Origin of the sequence: Pseudanabaena sp. PCC 7367 (assembly GCF_000317065.1) — a bacterium.
Lineage (GTDB): Bacteria > Cyanobacteriota > Cyanobacteriia > Pseudanabaenales > Pseudanabaenaceae > Thalassoporum > Thalassoporum mexicanum.
Genome location: NC_019690.1, coordinates 142,861 through 154,542 on the forward strand (window position 1 = coordinate 142,861; position 11,682 = coordinate 154,542).

Annotated in this window: 17 protein-coding genes; 3 read left to right on the forward strand and 14 right to left on the reverse strand. The window is 44.7% G+C overall.

The window, feature by feature from the left end; translation table 11 throughout:
- Window positions 1-11: 11 nt before the first annotated feature.
- The 3 genes from PSE7367_RS18905 to PSE7367_RS18915 form a co-directional block, all read right to left on the reverse strand.
- Window positions 12-389: a response regulator gene (locus PSE7367_RS18905; RefSeq protein WP_041700263.1), complete on the reverse strand. Its 378-nt coding sequence runs from the start codon at window positions 387-389 to the stop codon at window positions 12-14.
- Window positions 390-494: 105 nt separating this feature from the next.
- Window positions 495-785 (reverse strand): type II toxin-antitoxin system RelE/ParE family toxin, encoded by a 291-nt coding sequence (locus PSE7367_RS18910; protein WP_015146159.1) that lies wholly within the window; start codon window positions 783-785, stop codon window positions 495-497.
- Window positions 786-794: 9 nt separating this feature from the next.
- On the reverse strand, window positions 795-1,109 hold the full coding sequence (locus PSE7367_RS18915) for a hypothetical protein (protein ID WP_015146160.1): 315 nt from the start codon (window positions 1,107-1,109) through the stop codon (window positions 795-797).
- Window positions 1,110-1,401: 292 nt separating this feature from the next.
- Between PSE7367_RS18915 and PSE7367_RS18920 the strand changes: the two genes are divergently transcribed.
- On the forward strand, window positions 1,402-1,653 hold the full coding sequence (locus PSE7367_RS18920) for a helix-turn-helix domain-containing protein (RefSeq protein WP_225882728.1): 252 nt from the start codon (window positions 1,402-1,404) through the stop codon (window positions 1,651-1,653).
- Between the two features lie 23 nt (window positions 1,654-1,676).
- Here PSE7367_RS18920 and PSE7367_RS18925 read toward each other — a convergent pair whose 3' ends face one another.
- The 4 genes from PSE7367_RS18925 to PSE7367_RS18940 all read right to left on the reverse strand — a co-directional run bounded on the left by PSE7367_RS18925 (window position 1,677) and on the right by PSE7367_RS18940 (window position 5,202).
- A complete protein-coding gene (locus PSE7367_RS18925; RefSeq protein ID WP_051038197.1) occupies window positions 1,677-1,979 on the reverse strand; it encodes a hypothetical protein in 303 nt (100 codons plus the stop codon).
- A gap of 334 nt (window positions 1,980-2,313) precedes the next feature.
- Complete coding sequence (locus tag PSE7367_RS18930; RefSeq protein WP_041700204.1) at window positions 2,314-2,595, reverse strand: hypothetical protein; 282 nt, start codon at window positions 2,593-2,595, stop codon at window positions 2,314-2,316.
- A gap of 158 nt (window positions 2,596-2,753) precedes the next feature.
- Complete coding sequence (locus PSE7367_RS18935; protein ID WP_015146162.1) at window positions 2,754-3,125, reverse strand: hypothetical protein; 372 nt, start codon at window positions 3,123-3,125, stop codon at window positions 2,754-2,756.
- Between the two features lie 40 nt (window positions 3,126-3,165).
- Window positions 3,166-5,202, reverse strand: coding sequence for a hypothetical protein (locus PSE7367_RS18940; protein WP_015146163.1), 2,037 nt, complete (start codon window positions 5,200-5,202; stop codon window positions 3,166-3,168).
- Window positions 5,203-5,496: 294 nt separating this feature from the next.
- On the opposite strand from PSE7367_RS18940, the gene PSE7367_RS18945 reads away from it, so the two are divergent.
- A complete protein-coding gene (locus PSE7367_RS18945; RefSeq protein ID WP_198013530.1) occupies window positions 5,497-5,904 on the forward strand; it encodes a helix-turn-helix domain-containing protein in 408 nt (135 codons plus the stop codon).
- A gap of 77 nt (window positions 5,905-5,981) precedes the next feature.
- Here the strand turns inward: PSE7367_RS18945 and PSE7367_RS18950 are convergent, their stop codons facing one another.
- Window positions 5,982-6,368, reverse strand: a complete 387-nt coding sequence (locus PSE7367_RS18950; protein WP_015146165.1) for a DUF6876 family protein — start codon at window positions 6,366-6,368, stop codon at window positions 5,982-5,984.
- 252 nt (window positions 6,369-6,620) lie between these two features.
- On the opposite strand from PSE7367_RS18950, the gene PSE7367_RS21655 reads away from it, so the two are divergent.
- On the forward strand, window positions 6,621-6,821 hold the full coding sequence (locus tag PSE7367_RS21655) for a type II toxin-antitoxin system TacA family antitoxin (protein ID WP_015146166.1): 201 nt from the start codon (window positions 6,621-6,623) through the stop codon (window positions 6,819-6,821).
- A 103-nt stretch (window positions 6,822-6,924) separates the two neighbouring features.
- Here the strand turns inward: PSE7367_RS21655 and PSE7367_RS18960 are convergent, their stop codons facing one another.
- The 6 genes from PSE7367_RS18960 to PSE7367_RS18985 all read right to left on the reverse strand — a co-directional run bounded on the left by PSE7367_RS18960 (window position 6,925) and on the right by PSE7367_RS18985 (window position 11,652).
- Window positions 6,925-7,179: a type II toxin-antitoxin system ParD family antitoxin gene (locus tag PSE7367_RS18960; protein WP_015146167.1), complete on the reverse strand. Its 255-nt coding sequence runs from the start codon at window positions 7,177-7,179 to the stop codon at window positions 6,925-6,927.
- A gap of 128 nt (window positions 7,180-7,307) precedes the next feature.
- A complete protein-coding gene (locus PSE7367_RS18965; protein ID WP_015146168.1) occupies window positions 7,308-7,634 on the reverse strand; it encodes an addiction module antidote protein in 327 nt (108 codons plus the stop codon).
- Window positions 7,635-7,790: 156 nt separating this feature from the next.
- Entirely contained in the window at window positions 7,791-8,609 is an 819-nt protein-coding gene (locus PSE7367_RS18970; protein ID WP_156800568.1) for a hypothetical protein, read from the reverse strand.
- A gap of 118 nt (window positions 8,610-8,727) precedes the next feature.
- Entirely contained in the window at window positions 8,728-10,089 is a 1,362-nt protein-coding gene (locus tag PSE7367_RS18975; protein WP_015146170.1) for a hypothetical protein, read from the reverse strand.
- A 130-nt stretch (window positions 10,090-10,219) separates the two neighbouring features.
- Window positions 10,220-10,900, reverse strand: coding sequence for a DUF6753 family protein (locus PSE7367_RS18980; protein ID WP_015146171.1), 681 nt, complete (start codon window positions 10,898-10,900; stop codon window positions 10,220-10,222).
- Complete coding sequence (locus PSE7367_RS18985; RefSeq protein WP_015146172.1) at window positions 10,897-11,652, reverse strand: P-loop NTPase family protein; 756 nt, start codon at window positions 11,650-11,652, stop codon at window positions 10,897-10,899. The genes PSE7367_RS18980 and PSE7367_RS18985 overlap by 4 nt, the downstream gene beginning before the upstream one ends.
- Between the last annotated feature and the right edge of the window lie 30 nt (window positions 11,653-11,682).

Sequence of the window (11,682 nt, forward strand, 5' to 3'; positions counted from 1 at the left end):
CGTGGCGCTTTCTAGCAGTCCTGCTCAAGCCATTTTTTAATGACTTGGATAAAATCTGCGACATTGAAAGGCTTGGCAATGAAATCATCGCAGCCGGAGTTTTTGATCAGTTTAAGGTCGTGTTCCATACAGAAGGCTGAGGTGGCCAAAATGGGAATATTTTTGAGATTCTCGTCTTGTTTAATTTGTTGGATCGCGTCAATGCCAGAAATTCCTGGTAGTTGGATGTCCATGATGATGAAGTCGGGCTTATGCTGGCGTGCCTGATCAAACACAGCCTGGCCGTTATCAATTTCAATCAGATCCAGGTAGCCTATACCGTTGAGGATATCGCGGAATAGTCTCAGGCTGTCGGGCTTATCTTCGGCAATCAGGATCTTCTTGGTCATGCATTCTTCCTTCCAGAGAGTGGGAAGGTTGATCATGGCGTAAAAAGCCTAATGATCCGTTACAGAATTGAAGACGAGACATGAAAGATTAAGCAGATGAACGCTTTAATACATACGGTTTTCGCGACCTGCATAAACAGCATCAATTACAATCTCGTCATCGATCACTTTGTAGTGCAAAACATAGCCACTCTTGCCAAAGGCAACAGGCCATTTGCGCAATCCCGATTTTTCATCAATTACAAGCCCCATATAAGGCATGGATGATAGGTTTGCAGCTGATTTATAAATGGTTTCGATGGCCTGAACAGCAGCCGATAAGCTCTTAGCAGCCAAGAAATGATAATGCCTTGCTAAATCAGCTTCAGATTGGGTTGACCAACGGATGCGGGGCATAAGATATTTTTAGCGAGGAAGACTTTTAATCCAGGCACCAATTTCAGCATGGGATTTGCCACCATCACGCTCAAATTCGGCATGGGCACGCAAGCTACGCTGAATTTGCTCTTCTTCAGTCATGTAAGGAAACTCTTTACGGAATTCCTCGGATTCCATAATGGCATCAAACTTAGCGATCGCGTCTTGCTCTTGCGCCAGCGATTGCTCAAGCTTTACCAGGTCAATATCCGAATTATTTAGCCAGCGTTTTACAGCTGCCTTGACCTGCTCGCCTGGTAAGGCATCCAGATGTTGTTGAATTTTCTGGTTGAGAGTAGCCATACACGCAAAATGTTAATTACTATACCATTATACGCTCACCCTCTGGGGCTGTCACTCAGCTTGAGCGTTACAGGAAAAATGGCTGACCCAGGAAAAGAAACTTATTGTTAGGGGGGAGTTGCAAAACCTGGGTCAGTTAAAAATAGATGTATAAAATATGCCTCCCTTTTGCAGTGGCAAGACGCACCAATGTTGCCTTACCACACAGGTTTGGTTACGGTCATAAGCAAGATAGTCTTACAACCTTAAGGGATAAGCAAGAAAAACTTACCTGTCAACGAGAAAATGAATAGTGATTGAAAAAATGATTTCTGGCCCCCAGAGTCGGGCAGCACGTGGGTTACTGGGTATATCGCAGATGGAGTTAGCAAAAGCGGCTGGGGTCAGTGAGCGGGCAATCGTGAAATTCGAGGCAGGGAAAAAGAAAACGCAAGCTTCAACAAAAATGGTGATTCGCATGGCTTTAGAATCCATGGGCGTCGAATTTATTGGCGATCGCGGGTTGCAACTGAAAGCTGGTAGCGATCCAGAATCATCACCATAGCCAAACCTATTAGCCTGTAATCACTAGGGTCGATTTGTCCATACTCTATTGAAGCGACTGTAGTGAGCAATCCAGGTTGCGGCATCTGGGTAAAGCCATTTCAACAATTGAATCGTGGTCTGATAATCAGCGGGAAGATTATGATCCAGGATTGGCTCATGATGGGCAATGCGATTCCGCAAATCACGTATCCGTGATAATTGGCTATGGACTTGCTTACGGCGGGTTCCTTTGGGGAAAATGCGAAAGAGTGCCGATCGCCAGAGGGTAACGTCATACCGCCCCGCAAATAAGGCAACCCAAAAGCCAAAATTTAATTCGGTCACAATATCATTGGGGTTTACAACACCCTGATTACGATGGGCGACTTGCTGGTGAGCCTGGCTGATCTGAGCTTGTTGTGTTCTAGACCAAATTGTGGCTAATTGAATCCCACATTCCGCGCTTATAAAACGAAATTGATCAATTAAATATTGACTCTATATGTAGTACCCCAAACAATCTAAAACTCTATATATGGCATTTGGACAAATTATTATGAGCCAGTATATATGCTTATCAGTCTTAAGTCAGTTCTCTTGTTTTCTTGTGAAATTGACCAAGCTACGTGGTAATAAGGGCTTTGGGATTGCATCATCAATTTAATTATTAATTTTCCAATTAATTATTAATTTTCCAAAGTAAACCGCGGAATGTCGGTTGAATCTGCCAGTTGACGGTAAAGTGTTGCTGTAACGATTGCTGAATCGCATTTCGCAGCACAACTTCAAGACCTTGAATCGCACCAAACATAGCCTCACTCAAAGCAGTGTTCCAGGCATACAACCGTAATGCTTGGGCTGAGTCGCCTTGGGCAATTTGCTGATACCTTGCTAATCGATATGGTGTGAAGGCTTTTTCAAGTTGGGCAACGGCAGCAGCGGTGTACGGAAAATCTTGCATCAAGGTCTATGGTGGCGTATATTAGGGGTGTGAGCCCCGATCGTACCTCTGTCGCTTCAGGTGATACGTGCACGGGGCAATGTTTTTTTAAGGTAGCGGAAATAGTAACTGGTTTCTAGGACAAAACCCTGTGCAGCAGATAATTTCAAGCCGTCTGATTATAGCTCTGGAGAATAATCGTCGATCAGTTTTTTAAGCAACGCATCACTTTCCGGTGATGACGCACTATCAGACGAACCAAGTGCCACATCGGTAGGGCGGGGTTGATGACGCTCAATATTGAAAACATCGAGTTCAGCACCGGTGATATCTGCCCAAACCTCATCGACGAGTTTCTGTTCAAAGAAAGAGCGTTCACGTTTTAAAACGACTTCAGCAGCGAGGATGATACCGACAATCTTGGTTTTAATTGGGTCTTGTGAGCCATTCTCAGTTAATGCATCAAAATACTGGGCGGCCAGTGCATCAACTCTATCCAGCTCTGTATTGTCTGCCATAACACATACTTTCCACTGATCGCCGAAGGGCATTTAGTTTCCTCGTCTGGTCAGTAAAGGAGAGAAAGGTTAATTATGGGTTTATAGTGAGATTTTCAGGGTTAGCAATTAGCAACTTTAGCTGATCACGATAGATATGCAGTTCTTCTTCTTCCAGGTAATGTCGATTGTGTTTACCAAAGTGGCTATACAGATATTGCCTCTCATCGTCTCGGCTCCATGCCAAAAGCTCATACAGGCAATCGATCTCCACCAGTAAGTCTGAGAGGTCAACCGAAACCACTCGTGTTGATAATGTTTCCACAGGAGCTGAGGTATTTGAGGGTATAGGTGCTGGGAAATCAATGGTTAGCTGATTGGGATTACTTTGCAACCAGGTCTGAGCCTCAGCAATCAGGATCGGATCGCCGGATGCCATAAACTGGCGCATCTTTTCCGATTGCCTTGATCGGCTCAGTTTCAGTTCTGGGGCAGATTTTTGTGGTTGAAGCTCTAATTGACGTTTTTCTTCCTGCTGGCGCGATTGGATATCTTGTAGTACCTGCCTAATCAGACCAAAACCCTTTGGACGTTCAGCTGCTTTCTCCATTTCCTGGATATTTTCAGATTCGCCGTTACTTAGATGTGGATTCGTTGCGGATTGCTTTGATTGAGCATCCGGCAACGAATTACACATAAGCTTATTAGCGTCAAAGTATCGAAATAGATTATCAGGTAAGAGTTGTAGGGCTTCGTTTGGGGCGGGTTCTAAGCAAAAGTCCCGAAATGTCCCTTCTGGAGGGGGTTCTGGGTCTTTTTTAGCTTCTATATGCTCTGGATGCCATAGATCTTTGTGCTTGTAGAGGGTACTCATACTGATGCCATATGCACATATTTCCTGGCATCTAGCGGTGGCAGTTGAGGGGAGCTGGTCTTTGTTGAGCAAATCGGCGATCGCATCAATGATCTTCTGCCTGGCTTGCTCTTGTTTATCGAGCTGCCATTGCCATTTTGTTTGTGATTCTTGGTTCTCTGGGATTTGGTTGAGGACATCGGGGCTATAGCCGTAGTGATAGTATTTGGGGCTGGTTTCGATGCATCTAGCCCATTCAGTGGCGCGTTTCTTGATCTCTTGTTTGTGCTGGCACCATTGCTCAAACCCTGGCAGGGCTTTAGCAGTTTGAATGATGTAATCAACCAGGCACTGACCTTTTAAGGGCTCGGTATTCTCCAGGATATGCCCAAATACATAACCTCGCATGGTGATTCGTCCCAGTAGATAATTGGTTTGACTGTAATCAGTCCAGCCTGCTTCAATATCGGCGTTCAGGTCGTTTAAATATTTAGTAGCACCACCTTTTAATCTGAAATGAGGTTTGCGTTTGTAGCGCTTGAGTATGTTTTTGAGGATGGTGTCACTGGTAATATTTTTAGTCTGACTCCATTGCCATTGCTCTACAAATAGCTCTATGTCTGTCTTGTCAGTGGTTCTGATGGTTTTAAATCGGTTTGTGTCTGGATCATATTGCAGGGGCGATAGCAGTTTTGATCCGGGTTCCTGGAAGGGCAGACGATAGGCGTTAAATAAGCTCTGCTTGTTATCTGCTACATATACTTTGCGGTTGGGAAAGGTTTCCAGTGCGCCTGGGGCGATCGCAAAACCAGCGTTTTCCAATAGGGTGCAGGTCACGTCGGCAAGTAGATAGGAGCTTACTTCCTGGCTCAGGGGCACAAATATGTGGATGCCCTGACTATAGCTACTCTGCACTAATAGATTTTTCTCTATGCCGATCGGCTCTAATGCCTGTAAAATCAAATCTATGCTCTGTGGATCTTGGGAGGGGTGATATTGGCTATATCGATCGATATCGATCACCAGGTGATCTATAGTTTTACGAGGGCGTATGCCAAATAGGTATGCACCTTGTAATAACAGGCGATCGCTCAGCGGATGCTTGCTTTCGGTTCGCCAATTCGGCTTCTCACCTGGGTTTGCATGTGGTGCCCAAATATAGTCCCAGCGATGGTGCCACAGGTTTAAATATTCATTGCTATACTCAGGCACGTATTTGAACGGGGAGCATAGATCAAACCCTATGGGTTGTTCTTGTTTTTGTTTACTTTTCTTCATGACTCTGTATTAGAGCCAAGCCAGATCTGCAAAACTCCCGTCACACTGGCAATCAGAGCTATTACCTGTTATAATTTCTATATAGAAATTATTGAGTAGCTATAATTACTCAGTTTTCGGGAAGTCAGTCGATACTTCAGGGTTATTTAGTCGCCAAACTTAACGTGCCCCAGTTGACTTGACTTCTTTTAGTATTATTATGTGATTGTTAATAGATTACACTAATTCCAAGAAGATGACGCAAGACTTGGAATTCTCCACATTACAATTTGTAAACGTATGAAGTACGGGCTCTTGCTTAAACCTGAAGATTGCTCTCCGCTGGGGAGAGAGATTCTTCGGTACCTTGAAGAGCATCAAATGAGTATGAACAGTTTTGCCAAAAAAATTGGTAAGACACAGGATGGGGTTAGATGGATGTGCCAGAAAAAGGCAAATCCAACAGTGAGTACGATCGAGAAATTAGCTGAAGCACTTGATTTAGACTCAGTAACTCTTAATCGTATAGTCTACAGAAATAAGCTAAATCAACTGGTTGGTAAAGATAACCTTGACCAGATGATGGATATTTATGATGGTATTTATGCAGTCTTACGTGACTCGATAGAGAATTGGCCTGAGGAGGAAAGACCTTCTGAGTCACTGTTATTCGATCGCGCTTTTAAGGCTGTTAAATCACTTCAATTACCGGTCGCCAGCTAACTCAATTGGATAATTAGTGAAGCACAGGCAGAAAGCCGGAGCAGTGCCCCGGCTGGTGATTTTTATGTGCGAGCGAATTAATACTCAGATTTGAGCATTAGAGTCTTGTTGCACAGGTAGAAGCTGATCTCAGGTAAGCAAAAGTCCGTGTAGCCGATTTCCTGAGATAGGACTGGATCGTCGGTATCGCGCAGGCAGGTTAGCACTGCGGTTTGATCCTCTGAGACCACCAGTTGCCAGAGCTGAAACTCCTGCAGGTCAGGATTGTTCTTGACCTTGGGATTGATTTGATGACTCAGGATACAGTCTATAAGCCAGTATGCCTCTGCGGCTTCGGCCAGGTATTGCACTCCTTCGGTGTACAGGAACCCTCTAAATAGGGGATGCCGATAGAAGGTGGTACTGCCACAGAATTGACTGAGATTGGCTTCGATTTCCTGACGGCGTTGATTGTTATCACACATGGGATTGCTCCTTGTAGTTTTTATTTACGCCAGGGCAATCAGCCGACGAGCGAAAACAGGGGGCATACCCCCAACACGTTTATGCGGGCAGTGGGGTTGACCAATGTTTGCCGTCGGCTAGCTTTGGCAGGTAAATAAAAACCAGGAGCGATCCAGTGATAAATCAACTAAACGTCAGAGCAAGCAGATCGCCAGATCCTGGCAGAATCACTCTATTGGCCTACAATAGAGCTGTGTTTATGGAACCGAGTTATGGCAAATTCTGAGCAGGAAGCGTTGCTACAGACCTTGCGAGCAAATAAAGCTATCCTGGAGTTGAGTCCTGAAGACAGTCGATTGTTTGTGCAGAGCATTCTCCAGCCTCGCCCACCTTCCGAGGTACCGAAGTTAAGGGAAGCTTTTCAGCGTTATCAGAGTATGGTTCAAGGCAAGTCCCATCAAACTGACGCATAGTTACTTGAGTGATCGCACCAATCTCATGCAATGACGCCATGGTTTCATGGACTGCGGCAAATGCATCTGAGCGGTATTGGGTATCCATAGTTTTCTTTCGAATTTAACCAGCAGAATGCCGCTTTTGCTCGATCACAGCATTCATAATTTGATCTGGCTTCCGCTCGCTAATGCCACTTTGCTCACCGACAATTAGGGCAGCACGGATCGCTTCGACTTCAGCATCACGATTGGCACGCTCCCGGATCAGATCGCGGAAGACTTCACTTTCATTGCCATAATGACCGGATTCAATCTGTGCCTTAATCCAGTTATCCTGATGTTCTGTAACAGAGATACTTTTCTTAACCATGCCCATGGCGGCCTCCACGGAATCATACTACTGAGTAGTATATTATACTCTTACAACAAAGAGAACCAAAATTAGTTGACGGTGGTTGCCAGTAGTGAGACTCAGATGATCAAGGCAGCATCCACACCAAGACTCTACATCATCGCATCTAATTTCTTGGGAGTGAGACAGTAGCCCATGGCATGCATAATCGCACTTATGCTTTCAAACTTTGGATTGCCATTAGCCGATAAAGCCTTCTGGATGACATTGCGTGAAATATTGGTTTCCTTCGCAAGGTTAGAAATACCTTTGATTCGTGCCACCATCCGCAGAGAAGAGAGAAGCGCAGCGGTGCATTGTTCTTTGGCGTATTCTTCAAATACCGTAGTTAGATAGCTTTCTATTTCCTCTGGATGGTCGAGGAAATATTCTTCGGTAACCTCATCAAATGTCCTGTAGTTTCTTGCTTTAGCGCTCATATCTGGTAATCTCTCCAGTAACGTTTTGCATCTTGAATATCTTGCTGCTGGGTTTTCTTATCATCGCTACAAAGCCAAATAACCAGGCTATCTTCATCTTCACTAGAATAGATTCTGTAGCCAAGGAAATTGGCGCCTAATGAGCAACTAGGCACACTATCTGCTTATCTGAGTCAACGAGAATATCTCCTCAGCACGAATGAGATCGTCACCACTCATTGCCTTCCGAACTATTATCTGATTAAGCTCTGAGATTCTGGATCGTGGATCAGCAGTGGTATATTTTAGAAACTCTTCTAGATAAACAAATCTTTGACTATGTTGGTGCCTTTCAAAGATTGATGAGAACCAACCATTTTTGGCATCTCCCCTGATCGCAAAATACCAGGCATCATAAACAGCTTGATCAACTGGCACTAAAACAACAGGTATATACACATCTTCTGCAATACGATCGGGGTCATTCACAAGCCTGGCAAGCTCTATGGCAACTCGATAGTGGCATAAGCAGTAAAGGATGTGGTTGAAATCAAATTCTCTGGCTACAGGCTCATTGAACCTTGAGAAACTAAAATTGTCTGGGTAGATCGGCCACAGGAATTGCTCCAACTTCCCGATCGCCAAACTATGTTTAATCTTATCGGTATATTCCTCAAACAGAGCCTGCTTTTGCCGTTTAAAAATCTGCTCGCATAGAGCCAACTCTGGCAGAACTTTAGTGGCATGAAGCGATTGGCGCAACTCAGGACATTCACGTTCCAGCCCAGACTGGTTATATCTTTGGCTACCGCGCTCTAGTTCATCGATCGTGTCAATGTATGGGTTTACGAGTAGTTCGATTGTTTCAGAACAAACACCCATGCTCTCTTGTAATTCATGTAGCCGAGCTGTGGGCTGGCTAAAATAGTCATCCAACTCCGAATAGTGGTCGGATTGGGAAATAAGATCAATCCGCGATCGATCATGCGCTAACAAGGCTTGCAATTTTGCAGCGACTGCAGACTGTGATGTATCAAAGCTATCCATAACTTTGATACTAATTTTATAAAAAACTATGTCAACCAACTTTCTTAGCTAGAAAATTACAGTAGCTCTAATCATCAATAGAACGGTCACCGATCGAGGGTTCATCAGAGCGCGATGAAGAAGGCATGCTACTGGATAGTGGCTTATCATAGTGCTGTTCTAATTGATCAGAACGTCTTACGTGGCTAATGCCCATTTCCTCTTTGAGGTTGCTGACCTCTGCTCGTTTCTGCTCGTTCTGCTCCAGCGTAGGAGTAATATGTTGGTCGAAATAATTTTGCTTATATGATTCAGTCCGGCCATGAATGCGGGGGCTATGACTATCGAGCGCTTCATTAATTTCCTCTCGATCGAAGCCTGTCACATACATATTCGCAGAAATTTTCTGATCTATTATTGATGGAATCTTAGGATCTCTGGGGAAGTAATCACTGATTATTTTCTCTGGTGTTTCAGTTCGCGTTCGCTCTCCTAATTGGCGCTGGTACTCATATTTATGCTCTTGCGCCAATGGGTAATTTTCATGGGGATTTTGTTTAGCTTGGTCATAAATCTCACGTGCTCGTTCAAGCTTGTTGACAATTGCTTTGTCATATTCATATGGTAGGCGCTTATCACTAGGATCAATATGGTGTTCATTACGCCATTGAGCCACCTCATCTCGAGATTCTTTAAGGTATGGATTACGCTCTAGTGATTTGGTAGTTTCTTGAATATATCTGGCTTCTATACGTTTAGAAAGCCCCTGGGCTTGAGGGCTCTTTTGCAGGATCGCCTGACTAATTTGCCCACGTTCTAATCCTGCAACATACATATCCCGGGCAATCTGTCTATCTGCAGTGATTGCAGCATGAGGTTCATAAACTCTATCTAATTTTGATATGCCTTGATCATTTATCTTTTGGTATAAAAGTGACTGATATTTTTCTCCAGCATTATGAGTTACATAATTGCGCTGCTCAACTTGCTTTCCAACTGAACTTGCTTCATAGATGGCCTTCCCCCATAAGTTTTGTGCCTGAGGCTTATGGCTTTCACGGGAATAAACTTCTTCAAAGGGAGTAGCTTTTTCAACTTGCTTACGCAGGGTATAATCTGATGCTGGCTTCTTACCAAGAAAAGCTTGTTTCTTATCTGCATCTCGCCTGGCTTCCAGCCTTCTGGACTGCTCTCTAATGTGGTAAGGCTCACGTTCTTCAATTTTTTGCTCTGCCTTATCTTTTTGCCCATCGAGCTCCTGATAGATCTCATATGCGGTCACTACACGATTTACAAGTGGGTGCTTACGCACTCCAGATTTGACAAGATTTTTAGCATGCTTTGCATAACGGATGAATTTGCTACTCTTACTGGTTTTGGGCTCTTCTGGTTCTATCGATGGGCCTTTATTATGGCCAATATTGGGTGGCTTTTTATTATCTTCACTCATGACAAAAAGCTCCTTGCCACTGCAGAGCAGTAGCAAAATTAGGATTTTGGTAATTGGATTGGAGCGATTCAGGATCGCCCAGGGATAATGATTATTGAGCTTGGCTAGAAACTGCTTTGGCTCAAAATGTCTATGGGCCAGAATCTTGAGTTAATATCCCAGCGCTGGGTAATACTGGAGTAGATTCAGAGGTTACTGATGGGGTAGCCCTCAGGAGTAAGAAACAAAGGCCACAGCCTGCTAGCATGCCAATCAGCAGCGATGAAATATTAACGCTCCATTTCATCTGGCCGGGGGCGGCGATCGCGGCGCGGGATTCCATCAACAGCGCGATTATTTTGTTGTGCTTGTGCTCGATCTCGTCCAGGCGTAAGTCCCATCCTGACCTCAAGGTCTCTAACTTGCTGCCCAAGCTGGCGGATTTCAGGACGCCACTGTGCCAGATGTCGGTCTGCTTCGACAAGATTGATATGAATTCGCTGAAAATAGTGTTTTGCTGTCTTAGCATACTCGCCATGTCCTTGGTGATCCTGGCTTTTTGCTCCATCGTTTGCAGGGTTTGAATTGTCCATCCTTCTAAATCCTGGGTAAAACTGCGAAATAAAATTTGCCAGTCATCGGGTACTGTTTCGGTCAGAGTAATCAACTGACCGATCGCTACGAAAATCATAAAAAACTCGTTTTCTGGATCGATGTCGTATTTGAGAATAATCTCCAGTACCCTGGCTTTAACCTCGGTGGGCTGGCCTGCTAGGGCTTTATCGAGCCAATGCATGCGGGTATCTTGAGCCAGGCGATGATCTGTAGTCATGATGTCGCCTCCGCTTGAGATTTACGTTTTTTACGGCTAGGTTTATCTGTAACTGGGGGAGTAAGCACCCGATCAAATTCCTGGTAGCATTTGCGCAGGAATGATTTGACCCGCTGCCGGGAGATGGCACCAAAGCCTTCATATTCACGGGCTTCGCCAAAGCTAAGGCTTAGTTCATCGATCGTGTTGCGATCACGGTTACCGACAAATTTAGGTAGGCTGATCACCTGCACTTGATAGTCAATCAGTAGTTGTTGCAGTGTCTCGTCCTGCTCGAATGGCTCCCAGTCCTCGGTCATGCCGTAATTTTTGACGAATACATGGGGGATTATGGCACCAAATGTATGCAGTGAGCGTTGAAACAGTTTTAAGCTGTCATAGCCACAATCCGAGACAAACCAGATCACCAGCTGCACGCTAGCTTCTTTGGCTAGTTCCAGGATGTCATTCTGCTCGATCCAGATTTTAAAGGGGATAAAGGTTTGAGCGGGAGTATTGCAAATAGTGCGGCAGGTGGTGGCACTATTGAAGGTGTCATTGGCGGCATCTTCTAACTTTGAACTTTCCGAAAAGACGGCTAGCCTTACCGGCATTACACTCTCATAGCAGCGTTTGAGATCGGGGTTTGAACGATCCATATCGAAGGCAATGCAGGTTAATTGGCGATCGAGGTGGTACTCGACTAGGGCGCGGGCAGTGAAAGATTTACCCACGCCGCCTTTCTCGCCGGTAACAATAATTTGTTCAGGCATGGTAATTAAGTTGAATTCGACAAAAATTGT